The following is a 26,853-nucleotide window of genomic DNA, read 5'->3' as shown; positions in this document are numbered from 1 at the left end:
CCCCCAACGCAGATCATAGACGCAGGATGCGGCAGGAATAGGGCAAAACCGCGTGGCGCGGATCTTTCAGGCGGGCGATGCCCGCAAACCACTATCGCAAGATCGGCACCGGTGCTGCGGCCCCCTCGGCGCCGAGCGCGGGCGGTTGCGGCCCGCCGGTGGCCCAATCCAGCAGCTCCACGGTATGCACGATCGGCACGGCTGTCCCCGACCCGATCTGCATCATGCAGCCGATATTGCCCGCGGCGATCACATCGGGGTTCTTCGCCTCGAGCGTCCGCACCTTGCGGTCCTTCAGCTTCTTGGAAATCTCCGGCTGCATCAGGTTGTAGGTCCCCGCCGAGCCACAGCAGAGATGCGGATCAGACGGCTCCACAATCGTGAACCCGGCGCGTTTCAACAGCTCCTTCGGATAGGTCTTGATCTGCTGCCCATGCTGCAGCGAACAGGCCGCGTGATAAGCCACCAACATGTCCTTGTCCGCGCCCTCCGGCAGATCGAGCTGCATTAACAGCTCCGAGACATCCATAGCGATCTCCGACACCCGCGCCGCATCCTCGGCCAGCGGCTCATTGCGGAACATATGGCCGTAGTCTTTCACGGTTGTGCCGCAGCCGCTGGTATTGATGACAATCGCATCAAGCCCCGCGCCATCCATCTCGGTCGCCCAGGCGCGAATGTTCTTCGCCGCCGTCGCGTGGCTCTCTTGCGTCTTGCCCATATGGTGGGTGAGCGCGCCGCAGCAGCCCGCGCCCTCCGCGACCACCACCTCACAGCCGAGCCGCGTGAGCAGCCGGATGGTCGCATCATTGATATCGGTGTTCAGCGCCCGCTGCGCACAGCCCGTCATCAGCGCCACCCGCTTGACCGCTGTGCCCTGCGGCGCAAAGCTCTGCGGGTCATCGTTGCGGCTCACGGGGGGGATCTGCTGTGGCGCCATCTCCAGCATCGCGCGCAGACGTGCATCGGGCATCCACCCTGCAAAGGGCCGCCCCAGCTTGGCGCCCAGCAAGGCCACCCGGAACCGCATGGGATAGGGCAGGATGCGCGCCAGAATCCACCGCAGCGCCCGGTCGCTGAAGGGCCGCTTGTAGCGCTGCTCGATATACTCGCGCGCGTGATCCACCAGATGCATGTAGTGCACCCCCGAAGGGCAGGTGGTCATGCAGGCGAGGCAACTCAGACAGCGATCAATATGCTTGACCGTCTTCGCATCCGGATCGCGGTCGTTCTCCAGCATGTCCTTGATCAGGTAAATCCGGCCCCGCGGGCTGTCGAGCTCATCGCCCAGCACCTGATAGGTCGGGCAGGTCGCGGTGCAGAACCCGCAATGCACGCAGGAGCGTAAAATCTCGTTGCTGCGCGCGATGCCGGGGTCTTTCAGCTGGGCTTGGGTGAATGTGGTCTGCATCAGGCGACCTCCTCTGCAACCGGCCCCATGAGGCCGCGGTTGAGGATGCCCCGCGGATCAAACCGCGCCCGGAGCCCGGCAGCGATCTTTGCCACACCGGGCGTCTCTGGCTGAAACACCGGTAGCGCCGCGCGCGTCGCGGGCGCCGCCCGCACCAGCGTCGCATGCCCATCGAAAGCCCCCAGTGCCGCCCGCAGGTCCTGCCCTTGCGGCATCCGCACCCAGATCCGCCCCCCGCCCCAGTCATAAAACCAGCCCGCAGCACCCGAGCGCGCCATCAGCCCCGGCGCGTCCGAGGGCTTGCAGGACAGCCGCCAGATATCCTCCGGCACGTCGCGCAGCAGCTCCGCATCCCGCACGCTGCGCCAGACCCGGTCGCTCATTGCGGCATCTCCCACGGTCATCTCCGCATCGAACCGGGCCAGCAACGTCTTGAGCTGCTCCAGCCGATAAGCCACCGAGCGCTCGAACCCCTCGATCCGCAGCGCCGTGACCGGCCCGTCCTCCATGATCGTCGCGCAATGCGCCGCACCGGTGATCTCGAAGGGCGATCCCATGGCCGCCGCCATGGCCTCAACGGCCTCCGCATCACTCAACCCGCGCAGCAGCAGCGTGCCCTCCGTCTCCGGCATCGGCAGCACCTTCAAGGAGACCTCGGTCAGCACCCCCAGCGTCCCGAACGACCCGCACATCAGCTTCACGAGGTCATAACCGGTGACGTTCTTCATCACCCGCCCGCCATTCTTGACCACCGTGCCAGTGCCGTCGACGAAGCGCACGCCAAGCGCATAATCCCGCGCGGCCCCGCCCTGAATGCGCCGCGGCCCGCTCACATTGGCGGCAATCACGCCGCCCAAGGTTGGCTCTCCGTCGGTGCCCATCAGCGCCCGCGGGTCCATCGGCTCAAACGCCAGCCGCTGGTTCTCCGCCGCCAGCGCCGCCTCGATCTCGGCAATCGGCGTGCCCGCCTGCGCCACCAGGGTCAGCGCGCCCGGCTCGTAAAGCGTGATGCCCGACAGCCCGGCCACGGATAGAGCCTGACCTTCCACCGCAATCCCGCGGGTCCCCCCGCCCTGGATCGCCAAGGGGCCCGTGGCCGATTTCACCACATCAGCCAGCTCCGCTTCACTTGTCGGTGCACTCATCTTCATCCTTTCAGAAATACTCCGGGGGAGTCTCCCATCCGGGAGACGGGGGCAGCGCCCCCTTACTCCGCCGCCATTCGCTCGGCCCGCCGGGCCTCCGAGACATCGAGCGGAAACACCTTCGCCGGGTTCAACAGCCACGCCGGATCGAACACATCTTTCACCGCCATCTGCGCCTCCAGATCGGCGGGGGCATACTGATGGCTCATCAGATCCCGTTTCTCGATGCCGACGCCATGCTCGCCGGTCAGGCACCCGCCCGCCTCGACGCAGAGCTTCAACACTTCGGCCCCAAATTCCTCGCAAATCTCCAGATCGCCCGGTTTGTTCGCGTCATAACAAATCAGCGGGTGCATATTGCCGTCGCCGGCGTGGAACACGTTCCCCACCGGCAGCCCGTAGTGCTCCGACATCTCGCCAATCCGCCGCAGCACATACGGCAGCGAGCTCACCGGGATCGTCCCATCGAGACACATGTAATCGCTGATCCGCCCGATGGCCGAAAAGGCCGCCTTGCGCCCGGCCCAGATGCGCGCACTCTCCTCCGCCGACGCACTCTCGCGCAAGGCCACCGGGTCATGCCGCTGCGCAATCTCGGTGATCAACGCCAACTGGTGGTCGATCTCCTCCTCCGAGCCTTCGACCTCAACAATCAGCAGCGCCTCACACATCGGATAATCCGCCTTGGCGAAATCCTCACAAACCTCGATCAGCATCTTGTCCATGAACTCGATGGCGACGGGCAGCACACCCGCCTTGATGATATCCGCCACACAAGCGCCCGCGACCTCGGCGCTGTCAAAGCCCATCAGCACCGGCCGTGCGCCCTCGGGCTTCGGCAGAATGCGCAGCGTCGCCTCGGTCACGACGCCCAACTGTCCTTCCGAGCCGCAGATCAGCCCCAGCAGGTCAAGCCCGCCCGCATCCATATGCGTACCGCCCAGCTCAACGACCTCGCCGTCCATCATCACCATGGTCACGCCCAGAAGATTGTTGGTCGTCACCCCATACTTCAGACAATGTGCGCCGCCCGAATTCATCGCGATATTGCCTGCAATTGCACAGGCCAGCTGGCTCGACGGATCGGGCGCGTAGAAAAACCCATCCTCTTCCACAGCGCCTGTGACACTCAGATTGGTGCGCCCGGTCTGCACCCGCACGAAGCGGTCCGCATAGCTGGTCTCCAGCACGTCATTCATCCGCGCCACACCAAGGATCACGCAATCCGCGGTGGGCAGCGCGCCGCCGGCCAGCGAAGTGCCAGACCCGCGCGGCACCACCGGCACGCCCTCCTCGTGGCAAATGCGCAGCACGTCCGAGACCTCCTGTGTGCTCGACGGCAGCACCGCCACCATCGGCGGGCATTTATAGGCTGTCAGCGCATCGCACTCATACGCCCGGGTCTCGGCGTCCTCGTGGATCACAGCATCCGCCGGCAAAACCTGTTGCAACCGCGCCACCACGCGGTCCTTGCGGGCCAGAACACTCGGGTCGGGAATCGGCATTTCCATGGGCGCACCTCCGTTTGGTAAAATAATATGACCAATTTCACCCATTGGCAAGATTTATCCAACCTGCGATGCGTGCCCCATGACACTCATGGACCGCCTCGCGCTCTTCCAGCCGCTCGATTTCATCGCCCTGACCGCCCTTTTTCTCTTCTGGGCGGGCATCGGCTGGCGGGTGGAGCACCCGTCTGCCAAGCACCTCTCCACCACGCGCATCATGGCAGGCTACCGGCAGGAATGGATGCGCCAGATGGTGACGCGCGAGCCGCGCATCTTCGACGCACAGGTGCTCAACACCCTGCGCCAGGGTGCCGCGTTTTTCGCCTCCACCTCGGTCATCGCCATCGGCGGCACGCTGGCCGTGCTCGGCAACGCGGAACGCCTGGCCAATGTGGCGTCCGAGATCACGCTGATGGATCACCCGACCATTGTCTGGGAAATCAAGCTGATGGTGCTGACCCTGTTCCTGACCAACGCCTTCCTGAAATTCGTCTGGGCCAACCGGCTCTTTGGCTACTGTGCCGTGCTCATGGGCGCGGTGCCGAACGATCCCGAGGACCCCGAGGCCTTCAAACGCGCCGAACAGGCCGCCCAGATCAACATCACAGGCGCGCGCAGCTTCACCCGCGGCCTGCGCTCGATGTATTTCGCGCTCGCCTCAGCCGCCTGGCTCGCCGGGCCCATTCCCCTCATGCTGGCCGCCAGCATCACCCTGATCGTCATCTGGCGCCGCGAATTTGCCTCCGCCTCTCGCAAAATTCTGCTAAACCCCTAAATTAGAGCGAGTACGGTGGGCCTATTGGTTTTGGTGATACGATGAGATACACACTTCTGGCACTGCTTCTGGCGGCAACACCGGCACTGGCCGAACCTCCCCAAATCGACAACGTCAAGGCCCGCAAGAGCGGCGACACCTGGCGTTTCGATGTGACCATCTCGCACCCGGACACCGGCTGGGATCACTACGCGGACGCCTGGCGCATTCTCGACATGGACGGCAATCAACTGGCCATCCGCGAACTGGCGCACCCGCATGTGGAAGAGCAGCCCTTCACGCGCTCCCTCTCCGGTGTGCGCATCCCCGAAGGCACCACCCAGGTGCAGGTTCAGGCGCGCGACCTGCCCGGGGGCTGGAACCCCGGCACCACCATCATAACCCTGCCCCGCTGACAGGCGTCGTCGCCACAACACCGACCAGCTGACAGCCGCGCGGAACAAGGCAGTCGCCTGAATTCAACCCGGAAGATGCCTGCTCCTTCTCACAAAGCGCAGGATCAGGGGTCCGGTCCTCCACGATCAGTTTCGCGCAAACATTGCACGCCCAATCGGAACAACCAGCGCGATGATCGCCAATTGAGCGGTGACGACCGCGGGCCACACGAGGCCAATTGCCGGATCGAAGAACTTTTGCGGGCCGTAGGATATCGCTGCCAACAGGCAGGCACAAAGGATGAGAGCTTTGCCGCTGCGCCCTTCCCCTCGAAAGACAAGCGCTGCGCATGCTGCACTGAGGGACATGCCAATCACCGGCCCCATACCTCCGATTGGAATGACGTCCGGCGGGTGAGGTGGCAGCTTGAACAACAAAGCCGCAAGCATTGTCAGTTGCAGGATGATCAATGTGCCAAGTGCGGCGGAACGGATTTCGGTATGCATGGAGCCCTCAAATTCTAGTGTACATTAGTGTACGCTTGCATAACCCGTAAACTTTTGTACGGTATCCGTCAAGTGACATCTGGAGTGCAGCTTTGGACACGAGCGAACGCGCAGCAAGAATTGAGGCGGCGGCCTATAAAATACTGGCAGAAAAAGGGTTTAAGGGCGCTTCTATGCTGGCCATTGCGAAAGCGGCCAAAGCGTCGAACGAAACACTCTACAATTGGTATGGCGACAAGACAGGTCTCTTTGCAGCCATGATCAGACAAAACACATCCGTTGTGGTTGATGAACTCCAGACGGCAAGAGCGACCGGTCGCACAGGCCGTACCGCGTTGCGCGAGGTCGGACGGGCGCTTTTGACTATGGTCACATCAGACAAAGCAGTTGCACTGAATAGAGCTGCCGCTGGCGACATCTCTGGCAAGCTCGGTAAGATTCTGGCGGAGGAGGGCCGCGGCCGCGTGCTTCCGATCATCGCCCAGCTGCTTGAGGAAGCCTTCGGAACCGAGCACGACATGGGCGAGCTTACCGATTGCTATATCTCCCTTTTGATCGGAGATCTGCAGATCAGGCGAGCGACAGGGGCACAGGCGGCTCCTGACAGGGACTTTGTCGTGGCCCGCGCCGACAGGGCGCTAGATCACGTCCAAAAGATCTATGCGTCTCTCAACCAGCCTCCGTGATTGCGCACGGCAAAACGTCATCAACAACGCTGCTCAGGCATGCTGCGGCAGTCTGCACTTGGCGCTCATGTTGTCTTCGGGTTCAGCAGGGCGGCGTGTGGAAGGGTGCCGCACGCATCAGTGTCGGTGATAGGGCGTGCCCGCGAGGATCGACGCTGCGCGATAGAGCTGCTCGGCCAGCATCACCCGCACCAGCATGTGCGGCCAGACCATCTTGCCGAACGACAGCGCAAAATCCGCCTCCGCCCGCAGCCCCGGATCAATCCCGTCCGCGCCGCCGATCACCAGCGCCAGGTCGCCGCGCCCCGCATCGCGCCAGCCCGCGATCCGCTGGGCGAAGTCCGGCGAACTCTCGACCCGCCCGCGCTCGTCCAGCGCCACGACCACCGCGCCCGCCGGCAGCGCCCGGCGGATCAGTTCCGCCTCCCCGGCCATGCCAGCGCCCTTGCGGTCATCCACCTCAACAACGCGGGCAGGCCCAAGCCCGAGGCCCCGGCCCGTGCGGTCAAACCGCGTCAGGTAATCGTCGATCAAGTCCTTCTGCGGTCCCGAGCGCAAGCGCCCCACCGCAACAATATGCACACGCATGAGAGCGCCTCCGATCCGGCAGGATCAGTTGGCCGCGCTCTCCGAGCCGTCCATCGGCTGCCACATCTTCTCAAGCTGGTAGAACTCGCGCACTTCCGGGCGGAAGACATGCACGATCACATCGCCTGTGTCGATCAGCACCCAGTCGCCCGTCTCCTTGCCCTCGACCTTCGCCGTGCGGCCAAACTCGTCCTTGACCGTCTGTGCGAGCTTTTCCGAAATCGCAGAGACCTGCCGGGTCGAGCGCCCGGAGCAGATCACCATATAGTCGCCGATCTCGGTCTTGCCGCGCAGGTCGATCTGCACGATGTCTTCAGCCTTGTCGCCTTCGAGGGATGAAAGGATGGTCGCCAGGAGCGTATCGCTTGTGGCCGTGTCGGTCGCCGTCACCATGACCGCTGACCCGTTTTGAGCAGCACCCGCTGCATCAGCATGGATAGACAGGACATTGTCCTCCTTATATCGCGCCGCCGGACCCCCGGCGCTGGGGTAGTCACAGGGTAACAACTGGACTGCGATATTTCAATGACAGGGTGCCGTTAAGGTGAACTTGCCTCACCGGACGCCGCAGGTGCCTCATCGTCGAGCAGACGCACCTCGCGCTGCGGGAAGGGAATGGAAATGTCATGTTCCTTGAACGCATCCCAGAGCGCCAGATAGACATTGCCCCGGATATTGGTCAGCCCGCCCGTGGGGTCACGGATCCAGAACCGCAGGATGTAGTCCACCGAACTGTCGCCGAAGCCTACGATGTGGCAGACGGGCAGCTTGGGATGCGCCAGCACCCGGTCCACGTCCGCCGCCGCCGCGATGGCCAGCTTGCGCACCTGATGCGGGTCGCAGCCGTAGGAGGTGCCGAAATAGATGTCCAGCCGCACGAATTCATTGGAATGCGACCAGTTCACCACCTGCCCGGTGATCAGGTCCTCGTTCGGGATCAGATACTCGCGCCCATCCCGCGTCACCACGCTGACATAGCGGGCGCCCAGCGCATTGATCCACCCGAAGGTCTCGCCGAGCGAGATCACATCGCCGGGCTTGATCGACTTGTCGAGCAGGATGATCACACCCGAGACAAGGTTCGACACCACCTTCTGCAGACCAAAACCAAGGCCCACACCAATCGCGCCCGACAGCACCGCGAGCCCGGTGAGGTCGATGCCCACGGCCTTCACCCCCATGAAGAAGGCAAAGCCATAGAGGAAGATCTGCACCCCCTTGACGGCGAGCACCTGCATCGACGGGCTGATATCCTCGTTGCGCCGGATGCTGCTCGCAGTGGTGGAACTGACCAGCCGCGCCACGGTAAACAGCACGCCGATCACAACAGCCGCCGAAATCAGCGTCAGCACCGAGAGGTGGAAATCCCCCACATCGAGCGCAATCTCGTCCAGAAAGGCCGAAACCTCATCCGAGACCCCGACCAGATAGAGCGTGGCATAGATCCACAAGCCCCAGGTCACCAGCCGTCGCAGGAAGCGGTTGCGCACCAGCCGCGCGGCATAGGCGATGCTGGTCCAGACTATCGCCAGCGTGGCCGCAAGCCCGATGAAATAGGAGCGCGACGGCCAGGTGACCTGCTGCATGACCAGATACAGCCCGCCCGCCAGCACCGCGAACCAGATCAGCCCCATGCGGCGCTTGATCTGCACGATCATGCGCAGCTGCCACTTCGACCAGCCCTCGCGCGCCCGCACCTGGTTCTCAATCACCCGGCCAGACAGGATGTGCAGGAAATAGCACAGCACCGCCAGACCCAGCACGATCAGCACCTGATTCTGCCGCCAGCCGGGCGTGATGATGCTCTGCAGGAAGCTGACGAACAGGAACCAAATCTCGTCGACCGACATCAAGGCGGCGGCAAAAGGTTCTTCTTCAGTCTCCATGCAGGCTCCCTTTTGGGGAAAACTGGCACAGTCGCGGGGCCGCCACAAGCCGCGAACCCTTGCGGCGCGCCCTTCTGCGCGGTATCTGGAGAGCCATGATACGCATTGTCGATATGGATGACCGCGCGCGGCTGCGCGAACGCTTCTTTGGCGCGACCCATACCGTGCTGGCGCGACTATAAGCGCGCGACCTCAGACCATATCCAATTCATTCACATGACGGGAGAGGACCCATGTCCCCCAAAACACTCTATGATAAAATCTGGGATGCCCATGTCGCGCATGAAGCCGACGATGGCACCTGCCTGCTCTACATCGACCGCCACCTCGTGCATGAGGTGACCTCGCCGCAGGCCTTCGAAGGCCTGCGCATGGCGGGCCGCAAGGTGCGCGCGCCCGAGAAGACCATCGCAGTGCCGGATCACAACGTGCCCACCACCGCAGGCCGCGAAGATCCGTCGAACATGACCGAGGATTCAGCTATTCAGGTCGCCGCCCTCGACAAGAATGCCAAGGACTTTGGCATTCATTACTATCCCGTCTCCGACATCCGTCAGGGCATCGTGCATATCGTCGGCCCCGAGCAGGGCTGGACCCTGCCGGGCATGACCGTGGTCTGCGGTGACAGCCATACGGCCACCCACGGCGCCTTCGGTGCGCTGGCCCATGGCATCGGCACCTCCGAGGTCGAGCACGTGCTGGCCACGCAAACGCTGATCCAGAAGAAATCGAAGAACATGAAGGTCGAGATCACCGGCAAGCTGCGCCCCGGTGTGACCGCCAAGGACATCACGCTCTCGGTCATCGGCGCCACCGGCACCGCGGGCGGCACCGGCTATGTGATCGAATACTGTGGCAAGGCGATCCGCGATCTGTCCGTGGAAGGCCGCATGACCGTCTGCAACATGGCCATCGAAGGCGGCGCCCGCGCCGGTCTCATCGCGCCCGATGAGAAAACCTTTGCGTACTGCAAGGGCCGCCCGCACGCGCCCAAGGGCGCGCAGTGGGAAGCCGCGATGGCGTGGTGGAAGACACTCTACTCCGACGACGACGCCCATTGGGACAAGGTGATCACGCTGAAGGGCGAGGATATCGCCCCGGTCGTCACCTGGGGCACCTCGCCCGAAGACGTGCTGCCGATCACCGCTGCCGTCCCCGACGCCGATGATTTCGAAGGCGGCAAGGTGGGGGCCGCCCAGCGCTCGCTCGACTACATGGGGCTGACGCCCGGCACGCCGCTCTCGGAGGTCGAGATCGACACCGTCTTCATCGGCTCCTGCACCAATGGCCGCATCGAGGATCTGCGCGCCGCGGCGGCGATCCTGAAGGGCAAAAAGATCGGCGTGAAGCGCGCCATGGTGGTCCCCGGTTCGGGCCTCGTGCGCGCACAGGCCGAAGAAGAGGGTCTGGCCGACATCTTCAAAGAGGCGGGCTTCGAATGGCGCCTTGCGGGCTGTTCCATGTGTCTGGCGATGAACCCCGACCAGCTGCAGCCGGGCGAGCGCTGTGCCGCGACCTCGAACCGCAACTTCGAGGGCCGTCAGGGCCGTGGGGGCCGCACGCATCTGATGTCGCCCGCCATGGCGGCGGCGGCTGCGATCACCGGCAAACTCACAGACGTCCGGGAGTTGATGTGACGGGATGGGTGGCCTGAAAGCCCACCCTACCTGCCGGTTAATGCGGCGTGCGCCTCGCACCGACGTAATACCGACGTGATACCGACGCAAAACAGACGCCCCACCGACAGCCTTTTTCAAGGCGAGGAGAGACACAATGGACAAGTTCACCACCCTCACTGGCATCGCCGCTCCGATGCCCCTGATCAACGTCGACACCGACATGATCATCCCCAAACAGTTCCTGAAGACGATCAAGCGCTCGGGCCTTGGCGTGAACCTCTTTGACGAGATGCGCTATGACGACGACGGCAAGGAGATCCCCGAGTTCGTGCTGAACAAGGACGCGTACCGCGAGGCCGAAATCCTCGTGGCCGGCGACAATTTCGGCTGCGGCTCGTCCCGCGAGCATGCGCCCTGGGCCATCAAGGATTTCGGCATCCGCTGCGTGATAGCACCCTCTTTTGCCGACATCTTCTACAACAACTGCTTCAAGAACGGCATCCTGCCCATCGCCCTTCCCCAGGAGCAGGTGGATGTGCTGATGAAAGACGCGGAGAAGGGCTCGAACGCGCGCATGATCGTCGATCTGGATGCGCAGACCGTGACGAGCTCTGACGGCGAGGTGTTTCAATTCGAGCTTGATAGCTTCAAAAAACACTGCCTGATGAATGGGTTGGACGATATTGGCCTGACCATGGAAAAGGCGTCGGCAATCGACAGCTTCGAGACCGCGGCTGCGCAGGCGCGTCCCTGGGTCTGAGCCGGCGCGAGCTCATCGACGATGATCAACCGGCGTCGATGAGGATGTTCCCGGAGGTCTGATGCGGGCCAAGACCCCCGCGTCAGATTTTCCACGCTCGGGACGCCCCTGCGGTGGCCAAAGTGGCGGAGGGTCTGCTACACCGCTCCTGCGGGACAGACCGCCGATATCCACTTGGACGACCTCCGCATGGGCCCTCTTTCCCCTCAACACAAGCCGGCGCGCCATTGCGGTAGACTGGATCGCCGGAGGGGCCGCCTGGCGCTAGGGCGGAGACAGCGCTGCGCCCTGCTGGCCTGCCTGCTCTGTGCAATGACCGCCGTTACGGCTCATGGCGACAGCCTGAGGGTCGCGACCTTCAACACCGAACTGTCCCGCAAGGGTCCTGGCCTTCTGTTGCGTGATATCGTCGGCGGTGACGACCCGCAGGTGCTGGCAACATTGGACGTGATCGCGGAGGCCAAACCTGATGTCTTGCTGCTGCAAGGGTTTGATTATGACCTGACGGGCGAGGCTCTCGCGGCCTATATCGCTGCACTCAGGGACTATGGGCTCGACTACGCCTACAGCTTCTCAGCGCGGCCCAACACGGGGATGCCGACGGGCCTCGACATGGACGGCAACGGCAAGCTTGGAGAACCACGCGACGCACAAAGCTACGGGCGCTTCTCGGGGCAGGGAGGCATGGCCATCCTGTCGCGCCATCCCATCGACATTGGCGCCGTGCAGGACTTCACCGAGCTGCTGTGGCGCGACCTGCCGAACGCCCTTTTGCCGGAAACCGAGGACGGCCCCTTCCCCTCGGAGGAGGCCCTCGCAGCGCAGCGCCTTTCCACCACTAACCATTGGGTGGTGCCGATCGAGGTGCCGGAGTTCGGTCGCCTCGACATCATGGCGTTCCAGGGCAGCCCACCCGTTTTCGACGGGCCGGAGGACCGAAACGGGAAACGCAACCACGATGAAACCGTGTTCTGGCAGCACTATCTTGCCGGCCACTTCGGTGAGACCGAGACGGAAAGCTTTGTGCTGCTTGGTGACATCAATCAGGACCGGCGCGACGGCGAAGGCATCAAGTCGGCCATCATCAATCTGCTGGACGACCCACGCCTGCAGGACCCGATGCCGAAGAGCGCGGGCAGCGAAACTGCCACCGGCGATCCCTTCGACACCGTGGACTGGACGGACCCGGTGCCCGGCAATCTCCGGGTGGACTATGTTCTGCCCTCGGCCGACTGGCAGGTTGTGGATGCAGGGGTGCTCTGGCCAGACCCGGACAGCACTCTGGGCCAAACCGTGATCGCGGCGAGCCGACACCGGTTGGTCTGGGTTGATATCGCTCGCTAGGCGGGGAGCGGACCGCGGCGCATCCACCATTCCAGGAGCAGCAGATAGGGCAAATAGAACGCCACGTTCTGAACCAGATCGAAGATGCCGTCAAAGGCGGGGGTAGACGCCAACCCGCCGGTCAGAAGATACCAGACCCCGTAGTGCACCCGATACAGCCATGACCCGAAGGTCAGCACGAGCAGGCGGAGCGCCCATCTGCGGTGGCGGTCAAAGTCCCGCGCGCGGGCGCAGCGGATCACCTGACCTCCGCTCAGCACGACCAGCATGCCGTAAAGGCCAAAGCCCAGATCCATCCAAAACCCGCCGATCGTGCCGCGCGCGGCGATATAAAGTAGCCCCGCCACACCGGTGACCACCGCGCCCAGACAGAGCAAGCGGCCCGCGGCCCGGTGGTAGCTCACGAACCGCCGGCGCAAGCCGGGCCAGAATTGCAGCGGCACGAAGATCATCAGCAACGCACCCAGCGCCATATGAGAGAAAATCGCAAGATTGGCGAGGAGATTGCCGGGTGTGTAGAGCCGGTTTTCATAAAGCTCCGGACCAAGCGGCGCCAGCACCGCTGAACTGATCGCCCAGATCGTAAAGGGCAGAGTGTGCGCGATAAGGAAGCCGAGAAAGATCTCGAACGGCAGACTGCGCTCCTTGGCTGCGGGCATCATGCCCTCCTCCGGTCATATCTGCAGGGGTTCTACCAGCCGCGTCCGCGCTACGCCACGCCGGAGGCCAGGCATTCGCGCAATAGTGTCCCGCTTGAACGCATCGCCCGGTCTGCAAACCCCGCGCCCCGCTTGACCCTGCGAAGGCCGCGCGTTAGGCCGCGCAGGACGGATTTCAAAGGAGACAGTCCATGGCCAACCCTTCCCTTCTCATCCTGGCCGGAGACGGCATCGGCCCCGAGGTCATGGAGCAGGTCAAGCGGGTGATCGGGTGGTTTGGCGACAAGCGCGACCTGGCGTTTGATGTGAGCGAAGATCTGGTGGGTGGAGCCGCCTATGACGCCCATGGCACACCGCTGCATGATGACACCATGGCGAAGGCGCTGGAGGTGGATGCAGTCTTGCTGGGCGCCGTAGGCGGGCCAAAATATGACGACCTGGACTTCAGCGTGAAGCCGGAACGCGGACTGCTCCGCCTGCGCAAGGAGATGGACCTGTTTTCAAACCTGCGCCCGGCGCAGTGTTTCGACGCGCTGGCGGATTTCTCCTCACTGAAAAAGGACGTGGTCGCGGGCCTCGATATCATGATCGTGCGCGAGCTGACCTCGGGCGTTTATTTCGGCGAACCGCGCGGCATCTTCGAAGAAGGCAACGAACGCGTCGGGATCAACACCCAGCGCTATACCGAAGGCGAGATCGACCGGGTTGCGCGCTCAGCCTTCGAGCTGGCGCGGCGACGCTCCGGCAAGGTCTGTTCGATGGAAAAGGCCAATGTGATGGAGAGCGGTATCCTCTGGCGCGAAGTGGTGCAGAAGGTGCGCGACACCGACTATCCGGACATCGAGCTGAGCCATATGTACGCGGACAATGGCGCGATGCAGCTGGTGCGTGCCCCCAAGCAGTTCGACGTGATCCTGACCGACAATCTCTTTGGCGACATCCTGTCAGACTGTGCGGCGATGCTGACAGGCTCGCTGGGCATGTTGCCCTCCGCCAGCCTCGGCAAACCGACGGAGAACGGCCCGCCCCGGGCGCTCTACGAGCCCGTGCATGGGTCCGCACCGGATATCGCAGGTCAGGGCAAGGCCAACCCGATTGCCTGTATCCTGAGTTTCGCCATGGCGCTGCGCTATTCCTTCGACAAGGGGGATGAGGCTGCGCGGCTTGAAGCGGCCATAGAACAGGTGCTCGCCGATGGCGCACGCACTGCGGATCTGATGGGCAAAGAAGGTGGCACAGCTATCAGCACAGCCGAGATGGGTGATGCCATTCTCGGTGCGCTTGACGCTAGCCTGTAACGCAGACCGGATATGCGACACAGGGCGGTTGTCAGGACATCGCTACGTCAGGATAGTGTGCGACAACCGAACCGTGTGGACCCAAGGTCCACGCGGCCCGGGTGCCTGACCCCAGCAGCGGCGGACCGCTAAAATGAACCAAAATCTCCGAGCGGCCCTGATGGCGCTTGTGGCCTTTGGCCTCTTTGCCAGTCACGATGTCATCATCAAGATCCTGGGCGGTGGCTACTCCCCCATCCAGATCGTGTTCTTCAGCGTGCTTTTCAGCTTTCCGCTCGCCATGCTCTATCTGCTGCGTGACGCCACGCCGGGAACCTTGATCCCGGTGCATCCATGGTGGATGGCCGCGCGCACACTGGCTGCTGTGATCACCGGCTTCTGCGCGTTCTACGCCTTTTCGGTCCTCCCGCTCGCGCAGGTTTATGCGATCCTCTTCGCCTCACCATTGCTGATCACCATCCTCGCGATCCCAATCCTGGGCGAGCAGGTCAAGCTGCGCCGCTGGATTGCCGTTGCCATCGGTCTTTGCGGTGTCCTAGTCGTGCTCCGCCCCGGCGAAGCCGAACTCGAACTCGGCCATCTCGCAGCACTTGTCTCCGCAATCTGTGGCGCCTTCGCCTCGATCATCGTCCGCAAGATAGGTCGGGAGGAACGTGCTGTGGTGATCATGCTCTACCCGATGATGGCGAATTTCATCGTGATGGCCGCTCTGCTGCCGTTGGTCTATCAACCGCTGCCGCTGTCCGATCTCGCAAAGCTTGGCGTCATCGCGGTGCTGGCCTGGACCGCCGGGCGCTTCCTGATCGCCGCTTACAACGCCGGCGAGGCGGTGATCGTGGCACCGATGCAGTACTCTCAAATCCTGTGGGCGACCTTCTATGGCGTGCTCTTCTTCGATGAAGCGCCCGGCACCAGCACAATCATCGGCTCGACGATCATCATCGCCAGCGGTCTCTTCATCGTGCTGCGCGAGAGCAAGGCGCCGGGATCGGAACAACCGGTCCTGCGCACGCGATCGCGCCTCGAGACAGGCACAACGCCCCGGGTCTCACCGTTTCTGCGCCGCGAAAAACGCCGGAAATAGATCGCGGGCAGGCGCTTGCCAAGGCCGTGCGATCCCGCTATTGCGGCAACACCGGTCGGGCTGTAGCGCAGCCTGGTAGCGCACCTGCTTCGGGAGCAGGGGGTCGGAGGTTCGAATCCTCTCAGCCCGACCAATTCCAGTTTTGTCGTTGTGGAGTTGCAGGGACTTTGTCCCAAGAGCTACCAAAGTGTCCTCTATTCGCACACACTTTGTCCAACTGGTTGAAAACAAAAGGTCGCTTTTTGAGCCCTATTTCAGCGGCTTTTGGGCGTTTCATCTAGCGTGAGGGGCGGGAAGCAGACATTCGCTGCAAGCGCGAAACTTGGTTGGTGGTAAAGCGACAGCGGGCATTCACATGATCGACCCAGCTGGACCTATTGCAACGACTTGATACGTTCCTGCAGAGCGAGCGCGGACGGAACATTTTTCGAAACCAGCATGGCAGCAATGTCAAAGAGCGCCTGCCGCGCTTCAGCATTCTTCTGTAGGCTTTGAGTGTTTTTTGCCAGCGCAGACGTTAAGAGCTCAACAAGTGCGTCGCCGGTTCCGTCACGGTACCAGCGACCGGAGGGCGACTTCTCATTTAAAGAAGCGGCAATCCAACGAAGGCCATCAAGACGAATTGGACTGCCAAAGTCGGAGACAAGAAAGTAACAGAACCTCGAAACGCTTTCTTCGTCCCGATCCAAGCGCGTGGTGGCCCAGCGCTCGTAAACATCACTCATGCGCATGGAGGCGCCGGGATTTAGAAGCATCAGAGCCTTCTCGTTTCCGAAGCCCATGAGATCGCAAACCAGGCGTTCACCGTAAAACCAGAGCCCAGGCTGAGACCAATCACTTGCGAGACCGTATTCCGCGACAGCCCGCCAAGTACGCTCAAACACCGCCGGGTCATCGCCGTCAGCAAGGTGTTGGAACAGCCCCCGAATGAAATGCCGTAATGCGTAGTGTGCTGCTGGCCCATGTGAAATAACCGCCTCCCACACCTTGCTTGCCTTTTCTTGAGGTAGTGCCGCCGACATGGCAGCAAGCTTCGTTAGGAGGCTGTAGCCAAATTGACTGCTCGGCAAATCGTAGTCGCGCTCACCGTCTCTGCGGCGTGCTTCGGCACGGGAAGCCTCATAGTCCCAGGCAGTCAACAAAAGGCTCTCGTCTTCTTCTGGGCTACCAGTGCCTTCGCCCTCGATAAGCCAACCGAACAGGATACTAAGGAATCGGCTGTCGAGTTCCCCACCCAGGTCTCGGGTTGGTTTTCCCATCCGCATTTCGTCTCCAGCTTCGTAGAGCCGCAATCGTCGCCGAAAGTCCAACCTTCCTTGCATTTGTGCAATGCGCTTGAAGTCCAAATCAGCATGTGTCGCTTTGAACCCTCGAAGCGAATACCGCCGGAGCTTCGCAAGCCATTGGTTCCAAGCGCACCGTGCCTTGTCATCGTCCCCGTAGCGTGGTGCCAGCAGCTTGAGACCTGCCCAAAAGAGCCCTGCTTGCAGCAGGCGCCACCAAGCCTCTCCGAGCTCCTCACGGTGGCTGTAGGCAATCCCGACCACTGCCAGTGCCGCTCCGGCGTCACCGCTGGTCAGGAGAAGGAGCACGGCTTTCTCCCATTCTTGGGCGACCTCAGAATCTGTTAGCCATAGGTGCATCACAGCATGAGCGATGAACTCCAGTCCGTGGCGGCTCTCACTCATCCGACCGTCCCTACGGTCTTTGCTTGAAGTGGCGACCTCAGACACCTTGGCGCGTAGCACCTCGAATGCGAGTTTTTGGGTTTCGTTGTTTTGGCTAAGCCATGCTTCACCCAGGCAAATCAATGTGCTCGCGGCGGCTGACCGGCATCGCGAAACTGCATCGGCTTCATCTTTGTCGGTCGACTCTGTTGTCGCGCATTCGTGCAAGAGGTCGCGAAGGTATTTGGCCTCGTCTTCAGAGAGTGGCTCGTTATTGACGAGTCGTTTCTCACACTGAAGTGGTACGAAAATGACCGCACGAATTGGTGCGTGCTCGCCTTCCCAAACCGCTATCTCATTGCGCAGTGCTTCTGGGTATTCGAACGTTTTTTTGTTCTCTTCTATCGTCGCATTTGGGCTGATCCGATAATTGGACCTATCAAGCGAAGCGAATAGTAGTTTGTACTCCAGAGCGACTTTCGGGTCGCTAGGGACTGACCAGGCAGAAGTCACGTTCTGCAAACGGATTGCAACGTCGTCACTTTCCAACAGGAGTTCTATCACCACGTCTATGAAAGCCCGTTGACGGTGTGGCGCCAGAGTCCAGTCGCGGGCGATCTCGAAAATCGCGTCGCCACATCGGGCCCAGCTAGGGCCATCGAAGTTGTAACCAACCTTATCGGTGAGTTTTCTGTCCCAATCGAAGTGGTCCGGAAAAGTCATTAAAGGTGAAAGGGAGGCAGTCAACAACAACGGTCGATACTTGGCGACATTCACAAGAACTCTGACGAGGGCCGCCGAATTGCCCTCCGAGAAAATCTTCTCGATGTCATTGGTAATGTCTTCGTCATTATCCAAACGCATCGTCAACCAACGCTCTAACGCATCAAGTGCGCAGTACAGATGGCTATTGTTGAAGTCGTTGCTCTGCGGCCAGTCGTAGACCTGCCACCAGCCCATGAAAGCTTTCTGCGAGCCATCCGCAAACTCTAACGTTACACAAGGCGGTTCGCTGGCATCGCCGTCTGTGGCGTTCTCGATCCAGCGTTCTGTGCAAAAGTTCACAAGACTGATCAATGTTGTAAGTGCGACCTCCGGGGCCGACTGGAGAAAATGGAAAAAGGGACTCTTCCAGAAAATCGTCGGGTAAGCATCCGACGAAAACTCCAATCCAAGTTCGTCTCTGATCCGCCCTGATCCGTAGTCGCGCTCAGGCTCATCTTCTATGATTAGTGCCAACAAGACTTCACCCGCCAACTCTGGCTCCGAGTTGATGAGATGTTGAAGGCCGTGACTTTTTATACATGCATCTCGAAAATCCTGATCCACCCTATGTCTGGCACCAAGGGGCCAAGGAAGTAATTTTTGCCTAAACGACCCGATGGAACGCCCAATTTGCTGCCGTTCTTCATGTCTTGCCCGGTACACAGGGTCAGTGCGAAGGCGCTCGACGTGCGCCTTCGCCTTCTTTTCCAGAGCCTCGCGGATACGCCCCCTGACGGCAGTGTCAACTTGCCTACGACCCGCGAGCTCAAGCGCCCACTGCCCCACTTCAGTTGGCAGGTCTTCGGCGCCTGCCAGCGCCGCGGTGTAGAGTTCTGGCTCACAGTCGATGTACCAAATACCTTGGCCCTTTTCGACTTGCACCGTCCGCGCCATGTCGAGTGCTATCCGGGCCAACTCTTCTCTGAAAGGCACCGCACCGCCATTGCCCAGCTTGTGAGGCGTCTTGGTCAGCCACGTCTCGATTACCCTCGCGAGCGCTGGAGAAACCAGTTCCTTCAACCGAACTCGATGCGCGACCAAGAAGCGGAGTATCGGCGGCCAACGTCCGACAATGATCGAGCGGAAGCGCTCTTCCAAGACCAAAGCGAATTCAGAGCTCAGTGTTTCGCCTCCGCCTATTGGCAAGGTCGCCAAGTGGTGGAAACGTCTCAACAGCCGCTCCAGCTGCTTCGCTCCGTTGTCGAGCAAAAGATCAACACGCTCTGCTAGAAACCTGTCGGCTTCAGTATCCAAGCAAAGAGCATCAAGCAGAATATCGCCTGCCAACTGGCTCTCTAGCTCTGCTGTATTCTTGAAAGCAGCATCCCAGGCATTGTCGGAACCGGCCGTCTGGCGCAGCAAGAGTTGGCCCAGCATTCGAAGAGCGTTGGTCCAAAGAGGGTTGCTGGCTAGTGGTACCCATTCGGCGATCTCCGTACAAATCTGTTTAAGGAATTGGTACCGCGCCCAATCGGCTGCGAGGTCGTGCTCAAATTCGATCCGATTGGTTTGGTCGTTCAGGCGAAGGGGCAGGTCATCCGGGCGTTCGGCAAAAATCGTTGTGTCAGTGGGGTCCAATCCCGATAGCGCAAAGCTACGCTCAAACGATGCCTCGCGTTGAGCGAGACGCATCGTCATTGCCTGTACGTCGGCTCGGCCCTTTGTCCAGTATTTCCAAAGGCGGTCGGAGACGGCGACATGGGATGTCAGTTCATTGGCGTTCGGTTGAAACGCTGAGCCCGCTTTGCAGACCCACGCCAAAGTCCTGAGATTCGTAAGCGCCGCAACCGTATCATCATGTGCAGTCAGCCAGCCCAAGCCAGGCGCGTGATTCAGCGCAAGTTTCACTTCATTGCTGGTAAGTGCTTCGACCTCGATTGGCTGAGCGCTGAGCCCTGCGAGCAGGGTCTCCATATGACCTGTTGAGCCCTGGGTTTGCGTCACGACTATGACGCGCCACACATCAGAGTATTCATCACGTGCTTCTTCAACTACAGCGCGAATGAGGTTGCGGACGGCAATCAGCTCCTCCGCCCCGATACGCTCCGCTGAGTCTATGACGAGTACATTTTCGGGCTCAACCGTTGCCCTCAAAATATCAGAGAGTTCGTGTTCGAGACGAAGCGAAGTGTGTTTTGCGGCGCTCAAGGCAGTCGTAAGCTCGTCTGGCCCAAACCAGACCTGGTTCCTCCGGGGGTGCTTTTGATCCAATACCGCCTTGACTAGGGCCGACTTGCCCGAGCCCGAGCCTCCATGAACTACCGTGACCTTGTCTTCCACTATTGCATTCTGAAGCGATAGCCGACCATCTTCCTGAGGCAGTTCGAAACCCGATGGCAACTCAGTCTCTATCTTGGATTTGTAATCGGTTGTGATTTTGGAGAGCGTATCCCAGTCACCTCGATAGTCGGGGTGGTGCCGGAGCTCAAACTCGCCACGAAGTGAGGACAGTAGCTCCAGCACGGCAATGGTACCGCTCTCTAGGCGCACCTTTCGCGCAACTTCGACTAGTTTCTCCCAGAGCCTTTGCGCGTCGTCGGTTCTTCCAGCAGTGAGCAAGTCCCTGCATCGCGCAATTGACCGGTCTTTGTCTTCCGAATGGGCGAATTGAAAGTCTAAAGGCAAAACGTGCAGGCAGTGAATGAGCTCGATCGCCTCTTGCTCGGACGCATTGCCTGCCTGTCTAAGATTTTCAAAAATTCGATTTTGTTTCGTATTTGAACGAATGCGACTCAATGCCAGTTCAGCATCGAGCCCGCTAGATGCGTTCTTAACTTCGCGCCAAGTAGCGTCAAACGTCTTGTCAGTTCCCCGTGTCGCCAATGCCATTCCATCAGCGTATCTGTTGAAAGGACCGTCAAAGTCTCTCCATTGTTCCCAAGCGCTTTTAAGAAAGTCTCTTGGAAGCCCGGTGGCGGTGACCTGTGTGTTTCCTTTTGCGGAAATCGCAAGTCGATGGGTTGAGTTACTTTCCCGCGATGTGATCAAGAGGTCGTCAATTCGCCAGCCCAAATCATATACTTGGGCTTGGACCTTGGTGGCTCCTCCGCCGACACCTGGGACTTGCTCACCAGAGAGAGACTTAGCCATAAGCCAAGCACTGACCAAATCCTCGAAATCGAACCCGGCACCACTCCTAGACCTGACCGTTGCGGACGTAGGTTTCTTGGACTTACCGGTATGCTCTACTGGCTTTGGTTTGCCTTTGGAAGGTGCCATCTGCTTCTTGATTCCTAGTCTATTCGTACCCCACAACGAGAATGCGCAGCAGTCGATGTGTGCCGTCCGGTTACATCTGTCTGCCGGAGTGGCGCCCACTGCTTAGATTTTGCATAGCAGTTGGCTTTTTCTAGTATGCAGCGCAAGGGTCAAGTATACCCAGCAGACAGAGCCGACACTTTTCGAGAATGGAGTTCAAGAACGTTCGGAGGCCTTGGACCTGAATTGCCAGTCATTTGGAACGCCGCCTGCAAGCCTTTATCCGTGGCTTCAATTCAACGCAGCAGGCGCTTTTCAAGATGATGAAGGTTGATGCCTTATGTCGTTCCTAGGTATGCACATCTACGTCTGGATTAGAGCGCTGCGCCGCGGCATCGAGGAGGCCTAGCCAACGGCAGCTCCGGGCCGTCCACATCTGGAGTCTGTTCAGCGAAGCGTTTTGACTGCGAAATCAATAAATACACGCAGTTTGAGCATGATCTGAGCGCGCCCTGGATAGTAGATGTGGAAACCAGGGATATCAGGCAAATGTTCTTCTAAGACTGAAACCAGATCGCCGCGATCGAGGTGAGGTTGCACAATTGGACCAACCTCATAGGCCAATCCCAACCCAGCAAGGGCCGCATGCATCTTGGCGTTCGGATCGTTGACCGTGACGCTTCCCTTGACTGGAACATGCCGGTCCTCGCCTTCTTCGACAAAACGCCAGTGGTAGATCGTTTTTTGCGTTGGGCGACGGAAGTTGATGCAGCGATGATGAACGAGATCGTCGGGCGTTTTTGGCGTACCCAAAGCCGCCAGATAGTCAGGTGAGGCAAAGACGACCATGCGCGATGGCGGCGTCAGTGCACGTGCGATCATATCCGGGGCCACCATTTGACCTAGTCTCATCCCGGCGTCGAATCCATCCCGAGCGATGTCGGCCAGCCCGTCATCAAGAAAAACTTCAACCTCCACTTCAGGATAGGCTTTGAGGAAAGCGGGCAGGATAGGTTCAAATATCACCGGGTAGGCAATGCGTGGCGCATTAACTCGCAACAGCCCCGAGGGCCGCTCTCCGAACTCACGGATCGACTCCAGCGTGTCGCTGACCTCTGCCATTGCTGGCCGAACGCGATCAATGAAAACCTGCCCTGCCTGTGTCAGCCCCACACTGCGCGTCGTGCGCACCAGAAGGGGCACACCGATACGCTCTTCCAACTGTTTGACGGCTTGACTGATTGCGGAGGGCGTAACCCCAAGCGCGTCGGCTGCCGCGCGAAAGCTGCCATGTTCGACAACCGCCAGAAGCGGCAGGACACCATCCAGGTCATTTCGCTTCATTCATTAGCTCAGCTTAACAGGGTGTGAATAAGATAGCGGATTATCGAACAAAGGCATAGGCCACATATTCGTGCCAGACGCAACGGGCTGACGCCCACACACAAGGAACACTGACATGACCGATCAAATCGACACCACCCGCCGCAGCCTCCTGACCTCTGGCATTGTAGGGGCCGCCGCCACCGGTGCAGGCCTTGCCGCAGCCTCAGGTGCTTTCGCCCAGACAGCGCCTTCCGGCACGCTTGAAGGCAAGGTTGCGCTCGTAACCGGCGCAGCGCGCGGCATTGGCCGCAGCATCGCCGAAGAATACGCGCGTCACGGCGCATCCGTCGCAATGCTAGACATTGCAGATCCTTCTGCAGTGCCGCCGGTCGATGGGTTTCGCATCGCCAACAGCGAAGAATTCGATGCGGCGTTCGAAACGGTGCGGTCCATCAATCCCAATACGGCGCAAATTCGCGGCGACGTGCGCAGCGAAGAAGACCTCGATGAGGCGGTGTCCGAAGCGATTTCGCGGTTTGGTGGTCTTGACGTCGCGGTCGCAAACGCGGGCTATGTGCGTTGGCATGGCTTTGCTGAAGGGCGCGAGTTGGACTGGAAAAGTGTACTCGACGTGAACGTCTGGGGTGTGGCGAACAAATTCCGCGCTGCGACGCCTGCATTGCGTCGTCGGGGTGGTGGACGGCTGATCTCGATCAGTTCCATCGGTGGCCGTCAGGGTGTCCCCGGCAATGGTGCCTACACCTCCAGCAAATGGGCCGTGATCGGCCTGACCAAGCAAGCCGCGATCGAGTTGGGGCCAGACAATATCACCGTCAACGCAATCGCGCCCGGCCCCGTCGACACGCCAATGTACCGCTCGGAAGGGCAGATCGCCTCGATGGGTCTGTCCACCGCCGCCGAGCAGGACGCGGCGATCAACCCCTTGTTGCCAGTGGGGGATCGTCCGGTGCTTGATCCGGTCGAGATCGCAAACACGGCCGTCTTCTTGGCCGGAGAGGCGGGTGGCTCGATCTCCGGGGCGTCGCTGGACGTGGCACTTGGATACAACGCGTTCTACACGTCTTGACTCCCATCATAGAAGGAGACATCGGTCGGCCCCGGAAGTGGGGCCGACCAATTGCCTTGAAACCAGGTGGTCAGTTTGTTGTGACTGCGGCCGCCGACACTCGGTTGAACGTGATCAGTTGTTCGTTGACTTCCAGTTCAGCAGCGCTTGATTTTGCGAATGCGGCGAATGTCTGGAAAGCGGTCTGCACGCGCAGCATCCTGAACGGTCCGTGAAAGGCTGCTAAGGGCCGATCCTCAGTCAGAGAACTGGAGCGTTTAGAATGAATGCTGCGTCGTCATCGAGGTCGGCTGAAAGCCCGAACTTCCTGCTTTCTGACTTGCAGCGAAGGACTGTCTTAAGGGATTTGCTGCTGGGTCTTTGACTTGCGCAGAGTGGTAACAGCGAAATCAATAAACACACGCAGTTTGAGCATGATCTGCGCGCGCCCCGGATAGTAGATGTGAAAGCCCGGTACATCCGGCAGATGGTCTTCCAGAACTTGAACCAAGTCGCCACGATTAAGATGAGGTTGCACAATCGGACCAACCTCATAGGCCAGCCCCAACCCCGCAAGTGCCGCATGCATTTTGGCGTTTGGGTCGTTGACGGTCACAACCCCAGAGACGGGCACATGCCGGTCTTCGCCTTCCTCGATAAAGCGCCAGTGGTAGATCGTTTTTTGCGTTGGGCGGCGGAAGTTGATGCAGCGATGATGAACGAGATCGTCCGGCGTTTGCGGCGTACCCAAAGCCGCCAGATAGTCAGGTGAGGCAAAGACGACCATGCGCGATGGTGGCGTCAGTGCACGTGCGATCATATCCGGGGCCACCATTTGACCGAGCCTGATCCCGGCGTCGAACCCGTCTCTAACGATGTCGGCAAGGCCGTCATCGAGGAATACTTCGACCTTGACATCTGGGTAGGCGTCCAGAAAGGCAGGCAGGATCGGTTCAAACATAACCGGATAAGCGATGCGCGGTGCATTGATGCGCAGCAGGCCCGAGGGCCGCTCTCCGAACTCGCGGATCGAGGCCAACGTATCGGAGACTTCGGCCATCGCTGGCCGTACGCGATCTACAAAAACGCGACCCGCCTGCGTCAGTCCGACACTTCGGGTTGTGCGTGTCAGGAGAGGCACTCCGATACGCTCTTCTAGCAGTTTGACCGATTGGCTGACTGCAGAGGGTGTGACGCCAAGTGCGCTGGCCGCTGCGCGAAAGCTGCCATGCTCAACAACCGCCAGGAGCGGCAGCACACCATCCTGATCACCTCGTTTCATTAATTAGCTCTTCTTAACGATCTTTTAAGTAGATAGCGGATTATCGAACAGCTGCAAAGGTCACATATTCGCTTCAGACGTAACGGGCAGATGCCCAAAACCAAGGAGCAAAGACATGACCGATCAAATCGACACAACCCGCCGCAACCTTCTGACCTCTGGAATCGCAGGGGCCGCTGCTGCGGGTGCAAGCCTTGCCGCAGCAACAGGCGCTCTCGCGCAGACCACTCCTTTCGGCACACTTGAAGGCAAAGTTGCCCTCATCACTGGTGCCGCCCGCGGGATCGGCCGTAGCATCGCAGAGGAATATGCTCGCCACGGTGCCTCCATCGTGATGCTCGATGTTGCTGACCCATCCGTTGTACCACCTGTCGAGGGGTTCCGGATCGCCAATAGCGAAGAGTTTGATGCTGCGTTCGAAGCGGTACGGGCGATCAACCCCAACACGTTGCAGATCCGGGGCGACGTGCGCAGCGAAGGCGATCTGGATGGAGCCATGTCCCAAGCGATCTCGCGCTTTGGTGGTCTGGACATCGCGGTGGCCAATGCAGGCTATGTACGCTGGCACGGCTTTGCCGATGGGCGCGAGTTGGATTGGAAAAGCGTTCTGGATGTCAATGTCTGGGGTGTAGCGAACACCTTTCGCGCAGCGACGCCAGCACTGCGCCAGCGGGGCGGTGGTCGGCTCATCTCAATCAGTTCCATTGGAGGTCGGCAAGGTGTTCCGGGCAATGGTGCCTACACTTCCAGCAAGTGGGCTGTGATTGGCCTGACGAAGCAAGCGGCGATCGAGCTGGGGCCAGACAACATCACCGTCAACGCCATCGCACCTGGTCCTGTGGATACCCCGATGTACCGGTCCGAAGCACAGATCGCATCGATGGGTCTCAGCACTGCCGCCGAGCAAGATGCAGCGCTCAACCCGATGCTGCCCGTCGGTGACAGGCCCGCGCTTGCCCCGGTCGACATTGCGAACACCGCGGTGTTCCTTGCCGGTGACGCTGGCGCATCGATCTCGGGCGTCTCACTGGATGTCGCACTTGGCTACAACGCGTTCTACACATCCTGACACCTTGTGTTAGAACCAAGGACGAGCCAATCCTGGAAACAGGTTCGGCTCATTCTCGTCAGAGATCCGCAATGCAATAATCAATGGGAAAGCCGACATTCAAATCAAGCCGGCATAAGGCGGCTTTGGTCCGCTTAGCAGACCTCTTAGCCCTGGTAGCCCCTAAGCTCAGCGCGTTGCACCGACACATGTCCGCTACGAATGCAATGTGACCGATGGCACGCAGCGGTCCAGTGCCTCCTTTAGAGGCGCCGCCCAATCTGGGTCGGTCCAGCGATACTGAGGCCGTCAGCCAACGCCAGTTACATCGCGAAGGAGCCGTTTCTCAACCGCCTGACCGTGCAAGACCGAAATGTCGCCAGTTGTCTCTAGGACCACGGCGCGCACCTCGGAAAAATCGAGAACGTTGGCCTCTCGGAGCTTGGCCAGCAGGTCTTGCTCTGACACGCGACTTGCGTGCAGCGCGGCTTGAATGATTTCGCCTTCTCGCATCAGAAGCAAGGGACAGTTTTGAATGGCCGCCATGAATGTCGACGATGACTGCCTGAGCTTGGCGACAACAACCTGAACGGCGAGAAGCGCTGCAATCGAAAATAGGGCCTGGAAGAATGCGGCCCACTCGGTTGCCTGGCTCGCGCCAGCCAGCAATGAGCCGATTGCGACGGTGCCCACAAAGTCGAAGGCCGTCATCTTGGAGAAAGCGCGCAGCCCGGTTATCCTGACCGCGACGATCACCCAAAGGAGCGCCAATATTGCAAGGATCGTTCCTCGGGCGACCACATCTAGAACGTCTGGCTCGAAGAGCATTTCGGTCACTTTCTTTTCAATGGTCGGTG

23 protein-coding genes and 1 tRNA gene are annotated in these 26,853 nt (G+C 60.4%); 11 read left to right on the top strand and 13 right to left on the bottom strand.

The genetic code is table 11. The features are described from left to right. Positions 1 to 91: 91 nt before the first annotated feature. The 3 genes from glcF to Q1A71_RS06810 all read right to left on the bottom strand — a co-directional run bounded on the left by glcF (position 92) and on the right by Q1A71_RS06810 (position 4,067). Positions 92 to 1,411, bottom strand: coding sequence for a glycolate oxidase subunit GlcF (gene glcF, locus Q1A71_RS06820; RefSeq protein ID WP_299673367.1), 1,320 nt, complete (start codon positions 1,409 to 1,411; stop codon positions 92 to 94). Continuing rightward, on the bottom strand, positions 1,411 to 2,556 hold the full coding sequence (locus Q1A71_RS06815; protein WP_299673365.1) for an FAD-binding protein: 1,146 nt from the start codon (positions 2,554 to 2,556) through the stop codon (positions 1,411 to 1,413). The genes glcF and Q1A71_RS06815 overlap by 1 nt, the downstream gene beginning before the upstream one ends. Before the next feature lie 62 nt (positions 2,557 to 2,618). Further along, positions 2,619 to 4,067 (bottom strand): FAD-linked oxidase C-terminal domain-containing protein, encoded by a 1,449-nt coding sequence (locus Q1A71_RS06810; protein WP_299673363.1) that lies wholly within the window; start codon positions 4,065 to 4,067, stop codon positions 2,619 to 2,621. Between the two features lie 79 nt (positions 4,068 to 4,146). Between Q1A71_RS06810 and Q1A71_RS06805 the strand changes: the two genes are divergently transcribed. Both Q1A71_RS06805 and Q1A71_RS06800 read left to right on the top strand, forming a co-directional pair. Beyond that, positions 4,147 to 4,839, top strand: a complete 693-nt coding sequence (locus Q1A71_RS06805) for a DUF599 domain-containing protein (protein ID WP_299673362.1) — start codon at positions 4,147 to 4,149, stop codon at positions 4,837 to 4,839. 41 nt (positions 4,840 to 4,880) lie between these two features. Next, on the top strand, positions 4,881 to 5,234 hold the full coding sequence (locus Q1A71_RS06800) for a hypothetical protein (protein WP_299673360.1): 354 nt from the start codon (positions 4,881 to 4,883) through the stop codon (positions 5,232 to 5,234). Positions 5,235 to 5,360: 126 nt separating this feature from the next. Here the strand turns inward: Q1A71_RS06800 and Q1A71_RS06795 are convergent, their stop codons facing one another. Beyond that, a complete protein-coding gene (locus Q1A71_RS06795; protein WP_299673358.1) occupies positions 5,361 to 5,684 on the bottom strand; it encodes a hypothetical protein in 324 nt (107 codons plus the stop codon). Between the two features lie 128 nt (positions 5,685 to 5,812). On the opposite strand from Q1A71_RS06795, the gene Q1A71_RS06790 reads away from it, so the two are divergent. Next, a complete protein-coding gene (locus Q1A71_RS06790; RefSeq protein ID WP_299673356.1) occupies positions 5,813 to 6,406 on the top strand; it encodes a TetR/AcrR family transcriptional regulator in 594 nt (197 codons plus the stop codon). A gap of 117 nt (positions 6,407 to 6,523) precedes the next feature. On the opposite strand, the gene rlmH is transcribed toward Q1A71_RS06790, so the two are convergent. From rlmH to Q1A71_RS06775, 3 genes are all read right to left on the bottom strand, one after another. Then, the gene (rlmH, locus tag Q1A71_RS06785; RefSeq protein ID WP_299673354.1) at positions 6,524 to 6,994 is read right to left on the bottom strand and encodes a 23S rRNA (pseudouridine(1915)-N(3))-methyltransferase RlmH; all 471 of its coding nucleotides are present in this window, start codon (positions 6,992 to 6,994) and stop codon (positions 6,524 to 6,526) included. A 24-nt stretch (positions 6,995 to 7,018) separates the two neighbouring features. Continuing rightward, entirely contained in the window at positions 7,019 to 7,387 is a 369-nt protein-coding gene (gene rsfS, locus Q1A71_RS06780; protein ID WP_299673352.1) for a ribosome silencing factor, read from the bottom strand. A gap of 146 nt (positions 7,388 to 7,533) precedes the next feature. Continuing rightward, the gene (locus Q1A71_RS06775) at positions 7,534 to 8,880 is read right to left on the bottom strand and encodes a mechanosensitive ion channel domain-containing protein (protein ID WP_299673350.1); all 1,347 of its coding nucleotides are present in this window, start codon (positions 8,878 to 8,880) and stop codon (positions 7,534 to 7,536) included. A 233-nt stretch (positions 8,881 to 9,113) separates the two neighbouring features. On the opposite strand from Q1A71_RS06775, the gene leuC reads away from it, so the two are divergent. The 3 genes from leuC (at position 9,114) to Q1A71_RS06760 (ending at position 12,603) form a co-directional block, all read left to right on the top strand. Next, positions 9,114 to 10,517 (top strand): 3-isopropylmalate dehydratase large subunit, encoded by a 1,404-nt coding sequence (gene leuC, locus Q1A71_RS06770; RefSeq protein ID WP_299673348.1) that lies wholly within the window; start codon positions 9,114 to 9,116, stop codon positions 10,515 to 10,517. Between the two features lie 136 nt (positions 10,518 to 10,653). Beyond that, complete coding sequence (gene leuD / locus Q1A71_RS06765) at positions 10,654 to 11,259, top strand: 3-isopropylmalate dehydratase small subunit (RefSeq protein ID WP_299673346.1); 606 nt, start codon at positions 10,654 to 10,656, stop codon at positions 11,257 to 11,259. Positions 11,260 to 11,571: 312 nt separating this feature from the next. Beyond that, positions 11,572 to 12,603: an endonuclease/exonuclease/phosphatase family protein gene (locus Q1A71_RS06760; RefSeq protein ID WP_299673344.1), complete on the top strand. Its 1,032-nt coding sequence runs from the start codon at positions 11,572 to 11,574 to the stop codon at positions 12,601 to 12,603. Here the strand turns inward: Q1A71_RS06760 and Q1A71_RS06755 are convergent. Then, positions 12,600 to 13,262: a DUF2306 domain-containing protein gene (locus tag Q1A71_RS06755; RefSeq protein ID WP_299673342.1), complete on the bottom strand. Its 663-nt coding sequence runs from the start codon at positions 13,260 to 13,262 to the stop codon at positions 12,600 to 12,602. The genes Q1A71_RS06760 and Q1A71_RS06755 overlap by 4 nt on opposite strands. Before the next feature lie 191 nt (positions 13,263 to 13,453). Here Q1A71_RS06755 and leuB point away from each other — a divergent pair, with 191 nt between their 5' ends. The 3 genes from leuB (at position 13,454) to Q1A71_RS06740 (ending at position 15,777) form a co-directional block, all read left to right on the top strand. Continuing rightward, positions 13,454 to 14,560 carry a 3-isopropylmalate dehydrogenase gene (gene leuB / locus Q1A71_RS06750; protein WP_299673340.1) on the top strand — a complete coding sequence of 369 codons (1,107 nt, stop codon included), beginning with the start codon at positions 13,454 to 13,456 and terminating at the stop codon, positions 14,558 to 14,560. Positions 14,561 to 14,693: 133 nt separating this feature from the next. Further along, a complete protein-coding gene (locus Q1A71_RS06745; RefSeq protein WP_299673338.1) occupies positions 14,694 to 15,644 on the top strand; it encodes a DMT family transporter in 951 nt (316 codons plus the stop codon). 56 nt (positions 15,645 to 15,700) lie between these two features. After that, positions 15,701 to 15,777 (top strand) — tRNA-Pro (locus tag Q1A71_RS06740). Between the two features lie 241 nt (positions 15,778 to 16,018). On the opposite strand, the gene Q1A71_RS06735 is transcribed toward Q1A71_RS06740, so the two are convergent. Continuing rightward, a complete protein-coding gene (locus Q1A71_RS06735; protein WP_299673336.1) occupies positions 16,019 to 20,905 on the bottom strand; it encodes an ATP-binding protein in 4,887 nt (1,628 codons plus the stop codon). Positions 20,906 to 21,721: 816 nt separating this feature from the next. Then, positions 21,722 to 22,618 carry a LysR family transcriptional regulator gene (locus Q1A71_RS06730; protein ID WP_299673334.1) on the bottom strand — a complete coding sequence of 299 codons (897 nt, stop codon included), beginning with the start codon at positions 22,616 to 22,618 and terminating at the stop codon, positions 21,722 to 21,724. A gap of 115 nt (positions 22,619 to 22,733) precedes the next feature. Between Q1A71_RS06730 and Q1A71_RS06725 the strand changes: the two genes are divergently transcribed. Next, positions 22,734 to 23,687: an SDR family oxidoreductase gene (locus Q1A71_RS06725; protein ID WP_299673333.1), complete on the top strand. Its 954-nt coding sequence runs from the start codon at positions 22,734 to 22,736 to the stop codon at positions 23,685 to 23,687. Between the two features lie 70 nt (positions 23,688 to 23,757). Here Q1A71_RS06725 and Q1A71_RS06720 read toward each other — a convergent pair whose 3' ends face one another. Next, entirely contained in the window at positions 23,758 to 23,886 is a 129-nt protein-coding gene (locus tag Q1A71_RS06720; protein WP_299673331.1) for a hypothetical protein, read from the bottom strand. 138 nt (positions 23,887 to 24,024) lie between these two features. Beyond that, positions 24,025 to 24,948, bottom strand: coding sequence for a LysR family transcriptional regulator (locus Q1A71_RS06715; RefSeq protein ID WP_299673329.1), 924 nt, complete (start codon positions 24,946 to 24,948; stop codon positions 24,025 to 24,027). A 115-nt stretch (positions 24,949 to 25,063) separates the two neighbouring features. Here Q1A71_RS06715 and Q1A71_RS06710 point away from each other — a divergent pair, with 115 nt between their 5' ends. Continuing rightward, the gene (locus tag Q1A71_RS06710) at positions 25,064 to 26,017 is read left to right on the top strand and encodes an SDR family oxidoreductase (protein ID WP_299673327.1); all 954 of its coding nucleotides are present in this window, start codon (positions 25,064 to 25,066) and stop codon (positions 26,015 to 26,017) included. Between the two features lie 288 nt (positions 26,018 to 26,305). On the opposite strand, the gene Q1A71_RS06705 is transcribed toward Q1A71_RS06710, so the two are convergent. Continuing rightward, entirely contained in the window at positions 26,306 to 26,824 is a 519-nt protein-coding gene (locus tag Q1A71_RS06705) for a YetF domain-containing protein (protein ID WP_299674294.1), read from the bottom strand. Positions 26,825 to 26,853 lie beyond the last annotated feature (29 nt).

Source organism: uncultured Roseobacter sp. (genome assembly GCF_947493125.1).
In the GTDB taxonomy this organism is placed as follows: Bacteria; Pseudomonadota; Alphaproteobacteria; order Rhodobacterales; family Rhodobacteraceae; genus Roseobacter.
This window is presented reverse-complemented; position numbering and strand designations above follow the sequence as displayed.

Bases quoted from the DNA above. Each gene is read 5' to 3' on its own strand.
- rlmH (WP_299673354.1), bottom strand. From the start codon at position 6,994: ATGCGTGTGCATATTGTTGCGGTGGGGCGCTTGCGCTCGGGACCGCAG.
- Q1A71_RS06725 (WP_299673333.1), top strand. From the start codon at position 22,734: ATGACCGATCAAATCGACACCACCCGCCGCAGCCTCCTGACCTCTGGC.
- Q1A71_RS06705 (WP_299674294.1), bottom strand. From the start codon at position 26,824: ATGCTCTTCGAGCCAGACGTTCTAGATGTGGTCGCCCGAGGAACGATC.
- Q1A71_RS06755 (WP_299673342.1), bottom strand. From the start codon at position 13,262: ATGCCCGCAGCCAAGGAGCGCAGTCTGCCGTTCGAGATCTTTCTCGGC.
- Q1A71_RS06715 (WP_299673329.1), bottom strand. From the start codon at position 24,948: ATGAAACGAGGTGATCAGGATGGTGTGCTGCCGCTCCTGGCGGTTGTT.
- Q1A71_RS06710 (WP_299673327.1), top strand. From the start codon at position 25,064: ATGACCGATCAAATCGACACAACCCGCCGCAACCTTCTGACCTCTGGA.
- leuC (WP_299673348.1), top strand. From the start codon at position 9,114: ATGTCCCCCAAAACACTCTATGATAAAATCTGGGATGCCCATGTCGCG.
- Q1A71_RS06800 (WP_299673360.1), top strand. From the start codon at position 4,881: ATGAGATACACACTTCTGGCACTGCTTCTGGCGGCAACACCGGCACTG.
- Q1A71_RS06805 (WP_299673362.1), top strand. From the start codon at position 4,147: ATGACACTCATGGACCGCCTCGCGCTCTTCCAGCCGCTCGATTTCATC.
- Q1A71_RS06720 (WP_299673331.1), bottom strand. From the start codon at position 23,886: ATGCTGCGCGTGCAGACCGCTTTCCAGACATTCGCCGCATTCGCAAAA.
- Q1A71_RS06730 (WP_299673334.1), bottom strand. From the start codon at position 22,618: ATGAAGCGAAATGACCTGGATGGTGTCCTGCCGCTTCTGGCGGTTGTC.
- Q1A71_RS06760 (WP_299673344.1), top strand. From the start codon at position 11,572: ATGACCGCCGTTACGGCTCATGGCGACAGCCTGAGGGTCGCGACCTTC.
- leuB (WP_299673340.1), top strand. From the start codon at position 13,454: ATGGCCAACCCTTCCCTTCTCATCCTGGCCGGAGACGGCATCGGCCCC.
- glcF (WP_299673367.1), bottom strand. From the start codon at position 1,411: ATGCAGACCACATTCACCCAAGCCCAGCTGAAAGACCCCGGCATCGCG.
- rsfS (WP_299673352.1), bottom strand. From the start codon at position 7,387: ATGGTGACGGCGACCGACACGGCCACAAGCGATACGCTCCTGGCGACC.
- Q1A71_RS06815 (WP_299673365.1), bottom strand. From the start codon at position 2,556: ATGAGTGCACCGACAAGTGAAGCGGAGCTGGCTGATGTGGTGAAATCG.
- Q1A71_RS06775 (WP_299673350.1), bottom strand. From the start codon at position 8,880: ATGGAGACTGAAGAAGAACCTTTTGCCGCCGCCTTGATGTCGGTCGAC.
- Q1A71_RS06810 (WP_299673363.1), bottom strand. From the start codon at position 4,067: ATGGAAATGCCGATTCCCGACCCGAGTGTTCTGGCCCGCAAGGACCGC.
- Q1A71_RS06745 (WP_299673338.1), top strand. From the start codon at position 14,694: ATGAACCAAAATCTCCGAGCGGCCCTGATGGCGCTTGTGGCCTTTGGC.
- leuD (WP_299673346.1), top strand. From the start codon at position 10,654: ATGGACAAGTTCACCACCCTCACTGGCATCGCCGCTCCGATGCCCCTG.
- Q1A71_RS06735 (WP_299673336.1), bottom strand. From the start codon at position 20,905: ATGGCATTGGCGACACGGGGAACTGACAAGACGTTTGACGCTACTTGG.